Source organism: Borreliella afzelii, from assembly GCF_014202295.1.
GTDB lineage: Bacteria > Spirochaetota > Spirochaetia > Borreliales > Borreliaceae > Borreliella > Borreliella afzelii.
Map to the genome: position 1 here is coordinate 98,763 of NZ_JACHGM010000002.1, position 18,602 is coordinate 117,364.

Below are 18,602 nucleotides of genomic sequence, written 5' to 3' on the forward strand. Positions count from 1 at the left end.
AAGCTATCTTCTTTTTAGGAAAAAGTCAATAAAAAAATCGCCTATGAAAAGAAATTAATAGACGATTTTTATTTAATTAAAAATTATTTATTTATTTTTTTAATTTTAGTTGAGATAAATCAAATCTTTCTGTAATATTGGTATTCCAGCCTGTCCACTTGTCATTTCTGAAAAGATAACTATTTCCATATATATATATTGGGGCTATTGGAAAATCTTTTTCAATAATTATCTCTTCTGCTTTTCTTAGGATATCTTGTCTTTTTATTGGATCAAGTTCAAGATCAGACTTTTTAATAAGTTCGTTGTATTCTGGGCTTGAGTAATTGTGAGATGAGAATTGTGTGTATCCTTGTGTGAATATACTTAAAAATGTTAAAGGATCAGCATAATCGCCTATCCACCCTGCTCTTGCTATTTCGTAATTTCCATTTGACTTAGTGTTTAAGTAAGTTGTCCATTCTTCGTTTTCAAGTTCCACATCAATGTTTAAAATTTTTTTCCATTGGTTTTGAATAAATTCACAAATTTTTTTATGAGCTTCACTTGTATTATATTTTAATTTTAAAATAGGAAATCCATTGCCATTAGGGTAACCAGCTTCAGCTAGAAGGGTTTTTGCAATTTCAGGATTAAATAATTCCAAATTTTTTGCATAAGAATATGAGCTGAAGTTAGGGGTTATTCTTCTTGTAGGAGTAGTCCCATTGTCAAGAACTTTATAGGTAAGCGTTTCTCTATCAATAGCAAGAGTCAAGGCTTTTCTAACTTTAACATTATCTAGTGGTTTAATGTGCGTGTTGAATGCGTAAAAATATAAAGCATTAACAGCTGATGAGTAATAATCACTTCTTAACTTTAGATCTTTAATTAAATCGGGAGGTATAGCGCTAAAGATTGCATCTAATTCCCCATTTTCATACATTTTATATGCTGTTGAGTTATCATTTGTTGTATAAAATGTAATTTCTTGTACTTCTACTTGGTTTGAGTTATAGTACTTATCATTTTTTTCGACCACATATTTTTCGTTAGGAATTCTTTCTTTTAACTTAAAAGGACCGCTGGTAACTATGTTCTCAGGGTTTGTCCAGCTTTGTCCATACTTTTCGGCAATATGAATCGGTATTGGAATAAATGATTGGTGTACTAACATATCGATAAAATAGGGTTTTGGTGATTCGAGTGTTATTTCTAATGTTTTTTCGTCAATTGCCCTAATTCCAAGTTCAGAGTCAGACACTTGTCCGTCAAAATATTTTTGACCATTCTTAATGGTTGATTTAACCATTTCAGAATAATTTGAGCCAGTTTCTTTATTTAAAATTCTAAGATAAGATTTTCTAATCCCTTCTGCAGTGATTGCAACTCCATCACTCCAGATGATTTTTTCTCTTAGGGTAAATGTGTAAACTGTTCCGTCAGGAGAAATATCCCAACTTTTTGCAAGTCCTGGTTTGTTTCCTCCTGTGTTAGGATCGCCTGTAATAAGCCCTTTAAACATTGTGTCTATCATTTTTGATCCGACATTGTCTTCTGCTAATTGGGGGTCAAGACTACTTGGTTCTGCTCCCAGGCTTATTTTAAATGATACTCCTTCTTTTTTTTCCTCTTTATTACAACAAAGAAAAGTTAGAAAAAATATTATTAAAAATAATAACTTTTGTAATTTCATAATTTTTTATGCCTCCGTTTTAAAGTTAACTTTAATTTTATAATTGCCCCTCCTTAGATATTAATTTTAAATCTTAATTTTAAAATTACTTAATTTTATTATTTTTTAGTTTTAATATCTTCATATAAATAGCTTTCTGAAATATTTGGCACCCATCCTGTCCATTTATCATTCCTGAAAAGGTAATGAGATTTGGGTATATATAAGGGCGCCACAGGAAAATCTTTTTCTACTATGATTGCTTCAGCTTCTCTTAGAATGTCTTGTCTTTTTATTGGATCAAATTCTAAATGAGATTTTTTTATTAAAGCATCATACTCTTTGTTTGAATATTGGTATGCTCCGAAAAAATGATTTTCTGTTGTAAATAAGCTTTCTAAGAATGTCAAAGGGTCAAAATAGTCTCCTATCCACCCCATGCTTGTAATTTGGTAATTTCCAGTTCTTCTGCTTCCTAAAAATGTTGTCCATTCTTCATTCTCGATTTCTATGTTAATGTTTAGGATTTTTTTAAATTGCTCTTGTAAGAATTCTGGTACTGTTTGGGTTCCTCCTGAGATTTTATATTTTAATGTGGGAAATCCTTTTCCATCCGGATATCCAGCTTCAGCTAAAAGTTTTTTTGCATTCTCAGGATCAAATAATGTTAACTGTTTTCCGTAAGAATAATTATCAAATTTTGGAGTTAAATTTCTTGTTGGTTCTGAACTTCCTTTTAAAACTATTTTAGATAAACTTTCTCTATCAATAGCAAGTGAGAGGGCCTGTCTAACTTTTAAATTGTCTAGTGGCTTTAGGGTTGTATTGAATACCATGTATGCCATTGCATTTTTTAATCCTGAATAATAATCATCTCTTATTTTAATTTCTTCTAAATTATTCTTTTCTGCTGCTTGTAGAAAATCGAGTTCACCGTTTATGTACATATTGTAAGCCACACTACCGGCTATTGGGTAAAATATCACCTCATCAATTTCTACATTTTTTACATTATAATATTTTTCATTTTTTTCTATTACGATTTTATCGTTAATAGATCTTTCTTTAAGTTTGTATGCACCACTAACAACTATATTTTCAGGATTTGTCCAATTTTCTCCATATTTTTCAACAATATGCATTGGAACTGGTATGTATGCTGAGTTTGTTAGCATATCGGGGAAATAAGGCTTTGGAGACGTTAATGTTATCTCTAGTGTTTTGCTATCAATAGCTTTTATTCCAAGCTCAGATTCAGGCACTCTCTCATCAAAATATTCTTGTGCGTTTTTTATTGTGGATTTTACTAAATTAGCGTATAATGCAGCTGTTTTTTTATTTAAAATTCTTAGATATGATTTTTTTATCTCCTCGGCAGTAATATCAATTCCATCGCTCCAAACTATATTTTCTCTTAGGTGGAATGTGTAAACAGTTCCATCCTCAGAAATATTCCAATTTTTTGCAAGTCCTGGTTTATATTTTCCGGTTTGTGAATCTTTTACTACTAAGCCTAAGAATAAATTTGCAATGATATTGCTACCGTAAAGGTCTGTTGAGATTTGAGGATCAAGCGATGATGGTTCGCTTAAGTTTGACACTCTAAAAACTATTTTTTCTTTTTTATTATTATTAATACAAGCTATTAAAGAAAAAATAGTTAACACTAAAGCTATTTTTATATATTTCATGGGATTTTCCTTTTTCAATATTTTACATATTTATTGTGTTGATTCTTTATTAAACTTTTTTAATAAAGAATATTTACTTTGTTTTGCTTTTAAATATTTGTGCCCCCTGGTACTTTATTTGTATTATGTTTAAATTTTACTTTAATTTTTACAATAAAAAAAGTCCAATAAATTGAATGGTTTTTTGGGGGTTATTTTTCTATTATTGTAAGCTAAAATTTTACTTTAATTTTGTGTAATAAATAAGGTATAATGGGTATAAAATGTTTTCAAAAATGTATGCTTGTTTAATATTAGTTATTTATTGTTAGTTTTTTGGAATTGCTTGTTCGTAATAAATAAAATGGTATAGCTAATGATTAAGTGGCAACATAGAATGCTTTAAAAGGTGCTAGTTTTATGTTTGTACAAAATGAAAGTTTTGATAAATATTTTAAAGACATGGAAAGCGACTTTGTAAGTCAATTCAAGTCTGTTGAAAATGTTAATTATTTGGATAAATCTTATCGTAATGCAGATTCTAACAGTAGAAGATTAGCAGATAGAATGATAGAGAGACTGCTTAGGAGTGGTTCTACCATTGTTGGCATGCAAAATATTTTAGAACTTTATCAAAAGGTCAAATCTGGTAAGTCTTCAATTATATTAATGGAGCATTATAGTAATTTTGATTTTCCCTGTTTCCAATTTTTACTTTACAAAATGGGTTATCGCGAGATTGCAGATCATATTATTCCAATAGCCGGAGTTAAGCTTTTCAGAGATAATTTATTTGTTAAAACTCTTTCTTTGGGATACAATGCAATATTAGTGTATCCACCGCATGCATTTGTTGGGGTTGGTATAGAGCATGCTAGGCAAAGACGTGTTTTTAATTCTAATTCCATGAAATATATTTATGAAAAGAAAAATAGTGGATATATTATACTTATTTTTCCTACGGCTACTAGATATAGAAAAGGAAGGCCTGAAACAAAGAAAATAATTTTAGAAATTGGCAATTATTTTAAAATTTTTGATTATTATTTGATGATTGGAGTTAATGGGAATGTTTTAGAAGTTTCTGAAGATGGAGATATGTCTCACGATGTTTTTAAAAGAGATTGCCTTATATATAATGCTGACAAAGTTATAAGTATTGTTGAATATAGGGATAAAATTTTAAATACTTTAAAAGATTGTCAGACAGAGATTACAAAGGAAGTTTTAGGGTTAAAAATTGCTGAAGATTTAGAAAATCGCTTTAATGTGCTTCATGCAGAAGGGCTTGAAGTGTATAAAAAGAGTCTTTGATGAGCTAGGAATTTGATTTCAATATGCCTGATATAGATAAAATAAAACAGTTTAAAAGAGAAATATTAGATGATCTTTCTAATGAAAGATCATCTAAAGAATCTTTTGGTGTGAGCATGGATGTTAAGCCTCCTGAGCCTGGGGAGAGTATTGTTCCCTGGATGAGTGAAGATCTTGCTTTAGAGGAAAATGATGATGAGCTTGATTTGAATTTCATGCTTGATGCTCTTGAGAATGAAGATAAATTGCCCTATTCTGACATTTCTAATGACAATTTACCTTTAAATAGTTCTGACTTGAGAGTTGATATGGATTCAGAGCTTTCAACTTTGAATAATGATTTTGACGTCTCTTATAATGATTCTTTTGAGAATAATATTGACAAAGTTCTTGATGATAATTCTATTGATTTAGAAATTGCTTCTAAACTGGATTTTGATAAGTTAATCAATTCTTCAGAATTTAATTCTGAAGAATTGATTAACACTCAAAGTGATAATAATTCTTTTGAAGCTGGCAACGATTCTTTTGTTTTAGAGGACGATGATTTTTTACAATCTAATAACTTTAATGAAGTTGATATTGATGATACGGTAAATGATAAAAGCCAGGCCGGTGAACAATCAGAGATGTTTACCGGAAGCGATTTAAATTTAAGCACAGATGACAATGTTTTTGAAAATGTTGCAGATGATTTTAAATTTTTAGAGTACAATCAAAATGCAAATTCTAAACGCTTTGAATTTAAGGTTAATTATCCATTATTTTTAAAGCATTTGAATTCCTATCCTAGAAATTTAAGAATTGCAATTGCTGAGGCTTTAACCAAAGAGAATGTTTCAAAGTATAAACTTGAAGCGTTAATTGATCTTGTTGAAAAAAATAAAAAAAGGTTAAAATTTATTGCTAAATTTGTAGGAGATATTGTTGGGCGATCTATTAAGTTGCCTGTAATTTATTTTAAGGCAGAAGAATTTAGCAAGCTTCAGCAGAAATTGAGCTATAGGGTCTCAAGGGCTTTGCTGCCTTTGATAAAAATAGCTTCTCTTTTTGTTGTTTTGGTTTTAGTTTCTTTGTACTTTATAGTAGATGTAGTATTTTTTTATGTTGCTTCTGAGAGTAAGTATAAAGAGGGGATAGAATCTATATACGCAAATAAAAGAGAGCTTGCAAAAGCTATCTTTAGAGACGCTTATTATATTAGGCCTGATGATAAATGGTTTGTTAATTATGCTAAAGCGTTTGAAGAAATCAGAGATTTTGATAGTGCTGAAGAGAAGTATGAGGAATTATTTACAATTGAGCCTTTTTCTAAAAATTCTGAAAGTAGAAGGCGAAAAAAGTTTAATAAGGAAGGATACATTGCGTATGCTTCTATGAAAATTGGTCTTGGAGAATACTCTCAGGCCAATTCAATACTTGATGAGGTTATATCTTATGATCTTTATGATTATGATGCTTTGGTATTAAAGGGAGATAATTATTTTAAATGGGCTAAAACAAATTCTAATTACTATAAAGATAGTATTAATAATTATACGGTTGTTCTTTCAAAGTATGGACAAAAAAAGGAAATTTTATTTAAACTTTTCAATGCTTATATTGAAGCTAATTTAGATACTGAGTCCGATAATATTAATAATTTTATTAAGTCAAATGAAATTATAGATGTTGATGAAGTTGTTTACACAAAATATGCTAAAAAGCTGGTAGATAAGTATGTTTCTTTCGTGTCTTACAATCAGAGGGCAAATAATCTTGCTATAAACTTAAATTACCTTAATGGACAAACAAATTTATTGAATAAGGAATTTTCCGATTTGAAAAGAAAAGACGGCAAAACTGTTTTCAAGCTTGATAATAATGTTAATATGAATTCAGAGATTGAATACATCCTTAGAAAAATCTTAAATAAAAATCCCAATTATGATAAGGCGCTTTTTGAAAGTGGAAGGTATTCGTATTATATAGGGGATTTTAAGAAAGCCGAAATTTATTTGCTTAAAGCATTAAATAGTTTTAGGCAGAAAAATTCTATTGAGGACGCTGAGGACAAAATATTGGCTTATAAAATTTTAGCAGATATTTATGAAAAATCCAGAGATTCTCTTAGAGCGAGCAATATTATTGGTTTTGCCTTAAATGATTATTCTTTTTATAAAAAATACAATCTTATAAAAGTATCTAAGGAGATTTCTTCAATTTATGAAAAGCAAGGCGATATTCTTAGATCTTTAAATGACTTTAAGTCTGCGATATCTTCTTATAAATTAGCGATAAATGAAGGTGTTGATTATCCAGATGTTTATTATAAAGCTGGATTACTTAGTTACAGGGAAAATAATTATGATGATGCATTAAAATATTTATTTAAAGTGGAGAGCATGGCGGGGTTTTCAAGTAGTAACGAAGTTTTAAATTCTATTGCCTTAACTCTTTATAGGATAGGCGATTTTTTAGCTTCTAGGAGTTATTATTTAAGGGTTATGCAAAATTTAGAACTAGAGAAGGCTAATGTTTTAAATTTTAATCCCAAAGAAAATGATTATCATAAAATTCTTTTACTAAAAGAAATTGAGACTTATAATAATCTTGGAGTTGTAGAAGTAATGGCCTCTTTTTCGTCCATAAGAGATACTAAACTTTTTAATTCTGGAGTTAGTAATTTAAGTGAATCAGCTAGGATTTTTGACATATTAAATAGAGATGAAGATATGGTAAAAAGCGTTAAAAAAGATCTTGCTAGTTTGAATCTCAGAAATATTTTTAAGAATAGTTTTTCTAAATCAAATGTTTTATTTTATGAAAATTTATCCGAAAAACTTTAATTATAGGTTTTATTCGTTGGTTTTCAGTTGTTTATGAGGTCAGTTTCCTTATGAAGAAAATTTTTTTATTTCTTTTTATTAACTTTTATTTGTTTGGATTTGAAGACAATTCTTTAAAAATTGGTATTGACGATGTTTATGTTGAGGCTCATGAAGAGGGATTTCATCTTTTTATTAGGAAAAAACCTTCAATCAAATCAGTAATATTGACAGAGTCTTTTGAAATACCCGATAAGAAAAAAGATGTGGCTACTTATTCATTCCGTACATTAAGTTACAATAAGGTTAATGGAGATGAAATTCGGATTTTAAATGGAAGGGTTATTAGAAATAAAGAGCTTTTGTCATTGACATCTTCCACGCCTGTTCCCAATAAGAAGTTTGGAGAAGCTTTTCATATATTGATTCCAAAAAAATTAAAATATGGATTTCCAAATTTTTCAACAAGAAGTGGTGAGATTGATTTAGAAGTATTAAAAAATAAAAAAGAGCCCTTTTGGTTTTCTATTAGATCTTTTGAGAAAAAATATAATGATTATTTAGGCAGGTATCAAGACAATGCCTATGAATTGTTTTTTAAGGATACTCAAAATCAAGGAAAAATTGAATTTAATGAATTAAGGGATACTTTTACAAAATTTTCGGATGAGGTTGTTATTGCTAATAATGGTATTGATATTGTTGATAAAATAAAAAAAATTTTAAAAAACTCAGAAGATTCAGTTTATGATTTAGATTTAGTGCTTGTTGTTGATGTTACTGACAGCATGAAAAGTAATATTGAGATTTTAAAAGAGCATTTATTTTCATTAATAGAACCTCAACTGCAAAAGTTTAAATCCTATAGAATAGGTCTTGTTTTTTATAAAGACTATCTTGAAGATTTTTTGACCAAAGCTTTTGATTTTAATACTATTCCATATTTAAATAATATTCTCAAATATGTTAATGTTGGTGGTGGTGGAGATTATCCAGAAGCTGTGTTTGAGGGGATTGATGCTGCGGTAACTCAGTTTGATTGGCGGGCAGAAAGAAGATTTATTATTGTTATAGGAGATGCGCCCCCTCATGAATATCCAAGAGGGTCTATTGTTTATAAAGATGTTATCAATTCTGCAAAGGAAAAAGATATTACAATTTATGGAATAATATTTCAGTAAAAATTTTTATTTTTTTAAATTATTATTTTCTATTTTATTTAATATTTTTTTAGCCAAAGGCTTAATCCATTTAGGCATTTCCATCTTATTTTCTATTAGCTCTTTAAATATTTTTTTTGCTTTTTCTGTTTTGTTTGTTGTGTAATATATAAATGCAATTTCATATTTGCCAGTAGCAACTATATTTGGATTGTGAGCGAAATTTTGAATCATTTTTTCGTATGCTTTTAATGCAGAGTTGTAATCATTAACATTGACAGCCTTTTGGGCTTCTCTAAGATAAACTCCATAAGGAGTTTCTTTTGTTAATTTGTCTAAATTAATTGTATAGCATGAAATAAGTAATAAGTTTAATAATATTAGTTTCTTCATTTTCTGTCTCTTATTAGAATGTTTTATTATTTAATTTTATTAGATGTAAAACAAGAAAGCAAGGCCTAAAGGCCTTGCTTTATGATTGTTTGTGCTTATTTAGCAGGAATTATTATTTTCCAGTTAGAATGAATCAGGTCTGGATTTTGTATTTTTTGTCTGTTAGCAAACCAAATTTTTGGCCATAAGTAAGGATCGTTGTATAATTTTTTAGAAATTCCCCACAAAGTATTACCTATTTTTATTACATAAAGCTCACTGCTTGCGTTGCTCTGATAAGCTTCTAGGTATCTTGCAGATTCTAAAAATAATTCATTGGCAAGTCTAAAGTTTTTGACATTTTTAGCCTCAACTCCTTTTTCCCACAATTTTCTAGATTGTTCAATAAGTTCTAGTGTTTTGAATTGTTCTTGAGGGTTAGAAGTTTTTGCTATTTCCATCTTTTCTTCATATGCGAGTACTATTGGAGTTGAAGTTTTTGTTTCTCCAAGGAAATAAGTATCTTCTGCATTAATATTTAAAAGGTTTAAGTGACCGTTTCTCTCTTTAATAAATGCTCTACCATTCCATGGTGATGGCTTGATAAGCTTATTATTACTATAAACTGGTAAATTGGAAGCAGCTTCAAGTGCTTTTAATTGTTTATACATTCTCTCATCAGTTTCTTTTAAGGCTTTAGCTTCTTTAGCATTTTTTGCTGCTTGTTGTGCTCTGTTGAATGCTTTGCTATACATGTCAAGGGCATTGTCAAGATCGTAATTTTTATATTTTCTTGTTGCCTCAAAATATAAGTTATTTACTTCGTCGATTTCCAGTGGAATCCATATATAAGCCTCATTTGCTTCTGCATCGTTTAGATACTTTTCAATATTTTCTTTAAGGTAATTTGTTTTTTCTTTTTTTTCTTTTGTTTCTTTTATTATTGTTTTGTATCTTTCAAGCACTTTTAGTGCAATTTCATTTCCTTCTTTTGCCTTTTTTTTAGAAAAATTTTGCTTCATTGCTTCTTCTAATCGTTCAGCTTCATTAAACTCTTTAGAATAAAAAAGATGCCCCCTTTCTCTTATTAGTTCATTTTTAATGTCTTTTAGATCTCTTAATTGAAAAATTTCATTATTTGGTTGTGCAATTTTAGCATTTTTGCTCTCTCTTGCTTCCGGAGGCGTTTTGCATGCGATAAGAGAGATTGTCACCACAATGCGCAGCATCAATATTAATTTATTCTTTATATTCATAAATACACCCTTCTAATAACTTGGCTTCTATTGTCTTTAAAGTAAGAACCTCTAAATATTAACGTTCTTTTTTTTTTAACTATTTTATTATTATAGCAATTATAACATGTTAATAAAAACTTAATATTTTTAATTCTTAAATTAAATTATAGTTCTTTTTCATCATTGTTCAAAGTGTAATAAATTTGTGTAAAACAAGGTATAATTAAGTTTATAAATTTTTCAAAGATCAGGAGAGCTATATTTTTAGAATATATCATTTTGTCCTTTTTATATTGCTTTCAAGTGAGGCGCTATTTTCTCAAGTAGCAGTTGTAAAAGAAATAGAAGGCAAAGTTGGTGTTATTAGGAATACATTTCCTGTTAAGTTGGATTTAGATGATGAAATTTTTGAGTATGATTTTATCGAGGTTGGAGAAAATTCAAAACTCAAAATAAATTTATATGAAATAAACGGTGTTTCTGTAGATTTAATTTTTTATTCCAATACAAATAGTTTTGTGGTTTATTCTTCTCTTAAAGATTTGCAAGATGCAAAAATATATTTGTTTAGAGGAAGTGTTGATGCTGTAATTCATAATATTGTTAAAGGATCTTCATTTTCTGTTATTATAAATAATAATCTGTTTAAAGTTGAAAATGCGGCAAAGTTTTATGCCAACAGTGATTATTTTAACAATTGTTTTATTAATGTTTACAAGGGTAGCGTCAGGCACATTAATAAAGCTGAATATTTAATTTGTCCCAATACTAGTCTTTTGCTTTTTAATGGAAATTCTTTTTTACACAAAGTTAATGAAGGCACTTTAAAGGGTGTTAATCAAAATTTTATAAGGATGGCTAAAGATAATTTTATGTCTTTAAATAAAGGGTTTTTATATTTTTTTATTTTAAAATATATTGAAGATAGTTTTAGATTTAACTTTATGTATAATTATTTAATGAAAGATTTTAAATTTAATTCTATATATTCAAAATGGAGTTTGGAAGATAAAAATTATAAACTTGGTAACAGGGTTGATATGATTAATAATCTTAATTATTTAAAGGGTAGAATTGGCGTACTTTTTAATAATTTTGTTGACTTGGCCAATAGGTTTTATTTTGTGGATGATATTTTTAAATATTTTTCTACTTTTTTCGATAAGTCAATAACCGTTAACAGTCCTATTTCAAAATTTTTAAAAGATTATAAAGCTAATAAAAACGTTTTAAAAGATAAATTCTTTAAAACAATCCATTCTTTAAAGATGTATTTAAGACGTTCAAATGATGATATTACTAGTAATTTAAATGTTAATGAACTGCATTTATTGCGCCCTAGAGAGTTTTGATTTTTATATATTTAGCTTTTTATGTTAAAGTTATTTGTTAGATAAAATGATATATTCTTTAAAAATTCAAATAGAAGAAATAAGCCCATTTATTTTTGTTAGTTATTTCAAACTATTAATATTGAGCATTTTTAAAAAAATTAAAAATTTTCAAATTTTATTATATTATTTAATGGAATTCAAAATTCATATTCAGAATTTGCTTAATATTTTATTAAATTTGGGTTCTGTAATTTTTTGCCAAAATCTTATAATAAGGAAAAAAATGTGTTCTTTAGATGTTTAGATAATTTTTCAATTAGTTTTGGCAGTGGTATTTTTATAGCTTGTTATCAATCTTTTTTTATTTGACTTTTTATGGCATTAAGGTGAATTTAATAATAATTAATAAAAGGATGTTTGTCTTTATGAGTAAGAACGTGTTTTTTAAAGGGTTTTGGATTTTATTCACGATATTTCATTTGTATTTATTTGTTTATTTGATTTTTTTTAAAAGGCAAAAGGTTGATATTTCTAATAAAACGAATATTGCTTTCTTTGTTCCAGGAGTTATTTCAGGATCTCCATCTTATAAAGAAATGTATGATTCTTTGTTTGAATTTAAAAAAAAGCATGACAATCTTGAAATTAAAGTTTTAGAGGCTGGATTTAATCAAAGTGAGTGGATAGAAATGCTTGAAAAATTATTAACTTCAAAAAAATATGATTTTTTAATAACCACAAATAATGCTATGCAAGATATTGTTGATAGTGTTTCGAATGATTATCCTTATACTAAGTTTCTAATTTTTGATTCTTTAGTCAAAAACGTCAACAATCAAGTTTATTCAGTTTCTTATAATGTTGCAGAGGAGGCATATATTTTAGGGTATTATGTGGGTCTTTTTTTAAAGGAATTTAATTCTGGCCTAGGGAATGTTGCCCTGATTGCGGGTCAAGAATATCCTGTTATGAGAGATTATATTTATTATTATTTCAAAAAAGGCATTCTTGATGTGGGTGTGAATTCTGAAGTTTATTATCGAGTTTTGGGCAATTGGCATGATAGTAATTTGGCTAAATTGTTGTCAGACTCTTTGATTCAAAATTCGGGTGTTTTTGTAATACTTCCTATTGTAGGTCCTGCTGTTGAAGGAGTACTTTCCTCTATTAGAGATAATAATATTTTTGCGGTTCTTTTTGATAGTGAAGATTATCTAGATAATAAAGAAAATATTATTGGTTCAGGAATTACAAATCAAAAATATTATGTTTCATATATTTTAGATAAGGCGCTTAACTCAGAGATTAGCTATGGGAATTCTGATATTTTTGGAATAAAACATAAGGGAGTTTTGTTTAATATTTCTAATGTTTTTTATTTAGAGCAAACCAGTCAAAAGTTGAAAGAAGATCTTTTTAAAAAAATAGAAGAGGTTAGTGCAAATGGTATAAAAATTAATTTGGAACAAAATTAATGGTAGAGTTTAAAAATATAGTTAAGTATTTTCCAGATATTGATAAGCCTATTTTGGACAGTATTAATTTAAAAATTGGAGAAGTTAAAATTTTTACAGTAGTTGGTAAAAATGGAGAAGGAAAGAGTACTCTAGCTAAGATTATTGCTGGACTTATTGAATTTGATAGTGGTGAAATATTGGTAAATGGCATTAAGCAGAAGAATTGGAATGTAGATAAAGCTAAAAAGAACGGTATTTATCTTGTTTCTCAAGTTCCTAATTTGAAAATGAATTTAAGAGTATGGGAATATTTGAGTATCTATTGGTTTGGTTATGCATTTTTCATGCCGATGAATAAATCTAAGACTTATAAATACTATAAATGGCTTATGCAATTTTATAAAATTTCTTTTGATCTAGATAAGAAAATTAAAGATTTAAATATTAAAGAAATTTATTTTCTACTTATTATTGCTTCTCTTAAAGAGAATGCAAAAATAATTATTTTTGATGAGAGTGCTGCTTATTTTTCTCAAAAAGAAGCGCAAGCTTTTATAAAATTGCTTGTATTGCTTAAGAAATCAGGAATCGCTTCTCTTTTTATTACTCACAGTGAGCTCACAGATGCTGTAAAATTTAGCGATGAGTTTATTGTTTTAAAAGATGGAAAGTGTTTTAGAACAATAAACAAAGAATCAATTTTGAGCAAACTTGAATCTTCTAGCGATAAAGTATTGTTTTCAAATATTAATTTTAATAAATTTGAAAAAGATTCTATTAAATTTAATCTGTTTTTTGAAGATTTTTGGAAGTATGATGTTAGTTTTTCTTTAAATAAAAGAGGTGTTTTAGGAATAATTGGTGAAGAAACTGCAATTAGAACTTGGGAAAAATTATTCTTAGGGGAGCTTATTTTTGTTGGATGCATAAAAATTGATGGCATCAGATATGAGCGAATAAATATTTTTGAGTGCAAAGCGGGGTTTTTACCTTTAGGCATTGGTAATTTGTTTCCTGATAATAGCAGCATATTAGATAATTTTTTAGCTAAATTTATGAATTTTGAAAATAAAATTTTTATTAAGCAATCTTATATCAATAAGATTAAGGATTTTTTTAAAAAAAAAATGGAATTTTGTAGCGAAGAGAGAATATATAGAATTCTTTATTCTAAATCTTTGGCATTTTCTGGAGGAACTTTAAAGAAGTTTGCTCTTTACAGAGAGATGTATATTGCAAAAAGTTTTTTAATTTGTTTTTCTCCTTTAAGCAATTTAGATCATAAAGCTTATAATGAAATGTCTGTTGCTATTCGTAATTATTCAAAGGAAAAGCCAGTTCTTTTGATTACTTCCAATTTAGATGAATTGCTTTTACTCTCTGATAACATTTTGGCAATGAAAATGGGAGAAGTTTTGTTAAACTCACCTAGAGAAAAGATTAGTAAAGAAAAATTAAAGGAATTGTTATTTTTATGACCTTATTTAGAAATAGCTTTATGGCATTAATTTTTTCTTTTTTGATATTAAGTATTAGCTATTTTTTTGGTGATTTTTTTCAATTTTCTTATATCAAGATGATATCTTGGCGCTTTATTTTATTTTTAATTATGGCTACTGGTATTGCCACCTGTGCCAAGAGTAATTCATTAAATCTTGGAAATGAGGGGCAAGTTTATTTTGGAGCATTTTTCGTTTATATATTTTCAAGTTTTTTTGGATTAACCTATTTTAATTTTATATATTTGATATTTTTGAGTTCTTTTTTTGTAGGACTTTTGGGGCTTATTCCCTTTTTTATTACCTTTTTCTTTGGATTAAATAGAGCTTTAACAGGTCTTTTAATATCTTATGGAAATCAAAGGTTGGTAGATGGATTTATTTTAAGTATGTTAAAAACAGGTAGTTTTTCTAATCAGACAAAGAGAATTAATAGCTTATTTGCCCTAGATTCATCACTTATTTACTTGTTTTTGCTTGGTATGTCAATTTGGCTTTTTTATGTTTTTATGCATAAAAAAACTATTTATGGACTTCAGCTTGAAATATTAAGCAATAAGAAAAAGATAGATATTTTTTTCAATATAAATGAATTTAAATATAAGTTTTTCGCTGTATTTGGCAGTGCTTTTTTAAATGGCCTTGCAGGTTCTATGTTTGTAGTGTTTTTTAAGCCCTATTTGGTTTTAGGACTAACCTCAGGACTTGGTTGGAATAGCTTAATTGTTGCTGTAATTTCAGGATTTAATTATATTTATGTGTTATTTTTTAGCCTATTGTTTTCAATATTAATAGAATTTAATAATTTTCTTAATATAAATTATGACTTCAAGTATGAATTTATTGGGCTTTGTCAATCAATTGCTATTTTTCTCTCTTTATTTTTGATTAAAGTTAGGAAAAAGTAGATGTTTGGTATTTTTGAGCAAGCTCTTGTATTTTCGTATTTAGCACTTGGAGTTCTTTATACAGAAAGAATAGGACTTTTAAATATATCTATTGAGGGTGTTTCGTATCTTTCAATATTTTTAACATCTTTTTTTATTTATTTTGGATATGGAATTTTTATTTCGACCATTCTCACTCTTTTTATCAGCTTTTTGTTTGGATTTTTTTTATCTTTTATAGTAAAGAAAAATTATGATATTTTTATAGCAGGAATAGGTATTAATATTTTTTGTTATTTTTTAGTTGATTATTTAATGAAGAGTAATTTTAATTTTATTCCTAGCTTTACTTTAAGTTTATCTGGAAATTTTGAGATTATTGTTTTTATTGTTATTTTTTTCATTTTTTTATTTATTACTGTTTATGTTATAAATTATTCAAGAATTAGAGCAGTTTTTGAATTTATTTCTTCGGGGAATTATGAAGACATTTTAGGTGAGAAAATAAGCAGTCGTTTTAAATCTTTTGCAATTTTTGTATCAATTTTTACAGCAAGTCTTGCCGGTTCATTTATTGCGATAAATCTTAATGCTTATTCTTATAATTTAGGATTAAACAATGGTTGGCTTGCTATTTGCATTCTTTATATTGCATTTTCAAATCCTTTATTAATTTTCCCGATTTCTTTTTTGATAGTTTTTTTTAAATATCAATTTTTTCACACTCAAGAGTATATAAATTCTTATTTTTCTCTTTCTTTTCCATTTTATGTAGCAATAATAATAAATATATTAGTTTCGTTGATTAAGAAAAAAGATAAACCTTAGTTTAAGTTCTACAACTTGTGTTTTGGATTGTTTTTAGGGTATTAATTTGCAGATACAATTCTTTAATTTTTTTTCTATTAAAATAATAAAAAGGTATTTGTTTTATTATTTCTAAATTATTTAAAAAAATTATAAATAAAGTGTCGTCATTAAGTGCTAATTGGAATGTTGAGGTTAATATTATATTAAATGCTACATCTTCATTGTTTATAAAATGATAAATACTTTTTTTAAAAAGAGCATCAATTGCTATAAATATATTTTCTTTGAACAATTCTTTACCGCTTTGGAAAAATTTAATTATGTAGTCCATTGAATTTTCAACTTCTCCTATTAAAAAATATGCCCAAGATATATCTAAAAAGTTTTTTTTATCTTTAAAGTCTATTATTTTTAAATAATCTTGAGATTTAATAATTGCTTTTTTCCAGTTTTTATTTAAATATTCTAATTCTGAGAGTAAAAGATGAGCATCAACTTGATTTTGATCCATGTTAATTATTTTTTTTAGATTTGCTATAGCTTTGTTGTATTTTTTTGATTTTTTTAGCATCATTGCTTTTTGATAAAGTTTTTCTATTGTATATTCGTTTGCTTGTTCATCTGGTTTTAATGTTGATGTTATTGTAGGGTAAATATTTGTGATCAACCCATATAAAAGCGCTATTATTATTGTTTTTTTCATTATATTCCTTCTTTTATTTGTTCGGCAATATCTATTAGCAGATTTTTATATCTATTTGTTAATGGGTATAAATTGAGTTCGGCTTTAAACTCGTTTAAATATTTTAAGGCAATAATAGTTGAGTTTTTTATTGATTTTGATGAATTTATCATCTTTGTTAGTTTCAATATTTCTTTTCTTGCTGTAGAGGTTTTGGCATTCTTTATTTGATTAAATTTTGAAATAATTTTTGGCTCATCTTTTTTTTCTTGTAAAAAATAAATTATTGGTAAGCTTTTTTTTCCTTCAAGTAAATCGTCTCCGAATTCTTTACCATTAATTTTATTTTTAATGTTTTTAATATCGTCTATTATTTGGAAATAAACACCAAGTTTTAAAAATGTACTGTAAATTTTTTTAGCTTTATCTTCATTATTTGTAAGTATTGCAGCTAGAAAGCTAGCCATTCCGAAAAGTGAAGCTGTTTTTAATTCCACTAAAGAAATGTATTCTTTAATGCTTGGAATGTATGACTCATTGTGAAATTTAATATCAATTCCTTGTCCTAGGTGGAGATTTGAAAGAGTTGTAAAGAAATTTTCATAAATAAGTAATTTTTGATTTTCTTTTAAATTTGATCTTTCTATTAATTTTGCAGGCAAAAAATAAATTAAATTACCAGCATTTATACTATTATCTATTCCATAGATTAAATGTATTGCTGATGCACCTCGCCTTTTTAGCGAATTATCTTCAATGTCATCAATAATTAAACTTCCAGAATGAGGAAGTTCAAGTAGCAAGCTTAATTTATATATTAACTTGTTGTTTTTTTCTTTTAAACCCAATGCATATGCTAAAAGAATCATTATCATTGGTCTTATTCGTTTTCCACCTCTATTAATAATTTCAATTGCTGGTGCTTTAATATAATCAAGGGTTTCTTTTTTTATTTTAAAAGTAAATTTTAAATCTTTATCTTTGAATAAATTTATTAAATTATTTGTTGAAAAGATGCTATTAATATTTTTTTCAATATTTTTTAAAAATAGTTTATTTTGCATAATAAGAATTATAATGAAAAAGTATAATAAAGTGTATTAAAGAGATTAATGTGTATCGTTTGAATGATGAGTATTCTCAAAAAGCTAAAAGAGAAGGGTATTTGGCAAGATCTGTGTACAAGTTGATAGAAATTAATGAAAAATTTTCTTTATTTTCTTATGGCAATGTTTTAGATATTGGTGCATCGCCTGGGAGCTTTTCTCAATATGCTTATAAAAAGCTTAAAAGAGGCATTCTTGTGGCTGTTGACATTAATGATATTGGTCTTAGGCATGTTGATAATTTTTATTTTGTAAAGGGAGATATATTTTCAGATGATACAGTTTTTAAAATTAATACGCTTGGGCCTTATAGCCTTGTAATTAGCGATGCGGCTCCTAGAACTACTGGAAATAGACTTATAGATACTAGTAATTCTTTTAATTTAAGTATGAGAATAATAGATTTATCGCTTGAAGTTTTACTCAAAAAAGGGAATTTGCTTGTTAAAGTTTTTCAGGGAGGAGATGAGATTCAAATTTTTAAAAAGTTTGAAAAATATTTTAAATTTGTAAAAAAAATTAGGCCCAAAGCTGTAAGGAAAAATTCTTTTGAAATTTATTTTTTGGGTAAAAGTTTTGGTAAGTAGCAATTTAATTAAATTGCTATAAGTA

At 27.1% G+C, this 18,602-nt stretch carries 15 protein-coding genes; 9 read left to right on the forward strand and 6 right to left on the reverse strand.

Annotated features, from left to right (window positions below; translation table 11 throughout):
* Positions 1–91: 91 nt before the first annotated feature.
* Positions 92–1,675 carry a peptide ABC transporter substrate-binding protein gene (locus HNP63_RS02650; protein WP_183227155.1) on the reverse strand — a complete coding sequence of 528 codons (1,584 nt, stop codon included), beginning with the start codon at positions 1,673–1,675 and terminating at the stop codon, positions 92–94.
* 98 nt (positions 1,676–1,773) lie between these two features.
* Positions 1,774–3,345 (reverse strand): peptide ABC transporter substrate-binding protein, encoded by a 1,572-nt coding sequence (locus HNP63_RS02655; RefSeq protein WP_183227157.1) that lies wholly within the window; start codon positions 3,343–3,345, stop codon positions 1,774–1,776.
* 399 nt (positions 3,346–3,744) lie between these two features.
* On the opposite strand from HNP63_RS02655, the gene HNP63_RS02660 reads away from it, so the two are divergent.
* Genes HNP63_RS02660 through HNP63_RS02670 form a run of 3 tightly spaced genes read left to right on the forward strand, consistent with a single transcriptional unit; the run spans position 3,745 to position 8,626 of the window.
* Positions 3,745–4,638, forward strand: coding sequence for a 1-acyl-sn-glycerol-3-phosphate acyltransferase (locus HNP63_RS02660; protein ID WP_048830560.1), 894 nt, complete (start codon positions 3,745–3,747; stop codon positions 4,636–4,638).
* 23 nt (positions 4,639–4,661) lie between these two features.
* A complete protein-coding gene (flcA, locus tag HNP63_RS02665; protein ID WP_183227159.1) occupies positions 4,662–7,466 on the forward strand; it encodes a periplasmic flagellar collar protein FlcA in 2,805 nt (934 codons plus the stop codon).
* A 50-nt stretch (positions 7,467–7,516) separates the two neighbouring features.
* A complete protein-coding gene (locus HNP63_RS02670) occupies positions 7,517–8,626 on the forward strand; it encodes a VWA domain-containing protein (RefSeq protein WP_004790457.1) in 1,110 nt (369 codons plus the stop codon).
* A 6-nt stretch (positions 8,627–8,632) separates the two neighbouring features.
* Here the strand turns inward: HNP63_RS02670 and bamD are convergent, their stop codons facing one another.
* Both bamD and HNP63_RS02680 read right to left on the reverse strand, forming a co-directional pair.
* Positions 8,633–8,998, reverse strand: coding sequence for an outer membrane protein assembly factor BamD (bamD, locus tag HNP63_RS02675; protein WP_004790331.1), 366 nt, complete (start codon positions 8,996–8,998; stop codon positions 8,633–8,635).
* Positions 8,999–9,093: 95 nt separating this feature from the next.
* The gene (locus HNP63_RS02680) at positions 9,094–10,233 is read right to left on the reverse strand and encodes a LysM peptidoglycan-binding domain-containing protein (protein ID WP_004790614.1); all 1,140 of its coding nucleotides are present in this window, start codon (positions 10,231–10,233) and stop codon (positions 9,094–9,096) included.
* Positions 10,234–10,508: 275 nt separating this feature from the next.
* Here HNP63_RS02680 and HNP63_RS02685 point away from each other — a divergent pair, with 275 nt between their 5' ends.
* From HNP63_RS02685 to HNP63_RS02705, 5 genes are all read left to right on the forward strand, one after another.
* On the forward strand, positions 10,509–11,567 hold the full coding sequence (locus tag HNP63_RS02685) for a hypothetical protein (RefSeq protein ID WP_004790406.1): 1,059 nt from the start codon (positions 10,509–10,511) through the stop codon (positions 11,565–11,567).
* Between the two features lie 407 nt (positions 11,568–11,974).
* Positions 11,975–13,024 carry a BMP family ABC transporter substrate-binding protein gene (locus HNP63_RS02690; protein ID WP_004790489.1) on the forward strand — a complete coding sequence of 350 codons (1,050 nt, stop codon included), beginning with the start codon at positions 11,975–11,977 and terminating at the stop codon, positions 13,022–13,024.
* Positions 13,024–14,484 (forward strand): ATP-binding cassette domain-containing protein, encoded by a 1,461-nt coding sequence (locus HNP63_RS02695; protein ID WP_014486365.1) that lies wholly within the window; start codon positions 13,024–13,026, stop codon positions 14,482–14,484. The genes HNP63_RS02690 and HNP63_RS02695 overlap by 1 nt, the downstream gene beginning before the upstream one ends.
* On the forward strand, positions 14,481–15,413 hold the full coding sequence (locus HNP63_RS02700; protein ID WP_004790412.1) for an ABC transporter permease: 933 nt from the start codon (positions 14,481–14,483) through the stop codon (positions 15,411–15,413). The genes HNP63_RS02695 and HNP63_RS02700 overlap by 4 nt, the downstream gene beginning before the upstream one ends.
* Positions 15,414–16,220, forward strand: coding sequence for an ABC transporter permease (locus tag HNP63_RS02705; protein ID WP_004790340.1), 807 nt, complete (start codon positions 15,414–15,416; stop codon positions 16,218–16,220). It abuts the gene before it with no gap.
* A gap of 1 nt (position 16,221) precedes the next feature.
* Here HNP63_RS02705 and HNP63_RS02710 read toward each other — a convergent pair whose 3' ends face one another.
* Positions 16,222–16,905, reverse strand: coding sequence for a tetratricopeptide repeat protein (locus HNP63_RS02710; protein WP_011600950.1), 684 nt, complete (start codon positions 16,903–16,905; stop codon positions 16,222–16,224).
* Positions 16,905–17,948, reverse strand: a complete 1,044-nt coding sequence (locus tag HNP63_RS02715; protein WP_004790345.1) for a polyprenyl synthetase family protein — start codon at positions 17,946–17,948, stop codon at positions 16,905–16,907. Before HNP63_RS02715 ends, HNP63_RS02710 begins: the two co-directional genes overlap by 1 nt.
* Before the next feature lie 50 nt (positions 17,949–17,998).
* Between HNP63_RS02715 and HNP63_RS02720 the strand changes: the two genes are divergently transcribed.
* Entirely contained in the window at positions 17,999–18,577 is a 579-nt protein-coding gene (locus HNP63_RS02720; RefSeq protein ID WP_183227161.1) for an SAM-dependent methyltransferase, read from the forward strand.
* Positions 18,578–18,602: the final 25 nt, after the last annotated feature.

Excerpts from the sequence above, each read along its gene's own strand:
- HNP63_RS02690 (WP_004790489.1), top strand. The coding sequence starts at position 11,975 with ATGAGTAAGAACGTGTTTTTTAAAGGGTTTTGGATTTTATTCACGATA.
- bamD (WP_004790331.1), bottom strand. The coding sequence starts at position 8,998 with ATGAAGAAACTAATATTATTAAACTTATTACTTATTTCATGCTATACA.
- HNP63_RS02680 (WP_004790614.1), bottom strand. The coding sequence starts at position 10,233 with ATGAATATAAAGAATAAATTAATATTGATGCTGCGCATTGTGGTGACA.
- HNP63_RS02715 (WP_004790345.1), bottom strand. The coding sequence starts at position 17,948 with ATGCAAAATAAACTATTTTTAAAAAATATTGAAAAAAATATTAATAGC.
- HNP63_RS02705 (WP_004790340.1), top strand. The coding sequence starts at position 15,414 with ATGTTTGGTATTTTTGAGCAAGCTCTTGTATTTTCGTATTTAGCACTT.
- HNP63_RS02650 (WP_183227155.1), bottom strand. The coding sequence starts at position 1,675 with ATGAAATTACAAAAGTTATTATTTTTAATAATATTTTTTCTAACTTTT.
- HNP63_RS02655 (WP_183227157.1), bottom strand. The coding sequence starts at position 3,345 with ATGAAATATATAAAAATAGCTTTAGTGTTAACTATTTTTTCTTTAATA.
- HNP63_RS02670 (WP_004790457.1), top strand. The coding sequence starts at position 7,517 with ATGAAGAAAATTTTTTTATTTCTTTTTATTAACTTTTATTTGTTTGGA.
- HNP63_RS02700 (WP_004790412.1), top strand. The coding sequence starts at position 14,481 with ATGACCTTATTTAGAAATAGCTTTATGGCATTAATTTTTTCTTTTTTG.
- HNP63_RS02710 (WP_011600950.1), bottom strand. The coding sequence starts at position 16,905 with ATGAAAAAAACAATAATAATAGCGCTTTTATATGGGTTGATCACAAAT.
- HNP63_RS02695 (WP_014486365.1), top strand. The coding sequence starts at position 13,024 with ATGGTAGAGTTTAAAAATATAGTTAAGTATTTTCCAGATATTGATAAG.
- flcA (WP_183227159.1), top strand. The coding sequence starts at position 4,662 with ATGCCTGATATAGATAAAATAAAACAGTTTAAAAGAGAAATATTAGAT.
- HNP63_RS02660 (WP_048830560.1), top strand. The coding sequence starts at position 3,745 with ATGTTTGTACAAAATGAAAGTTTTGATAAATATTTTAAAGACATGGAA.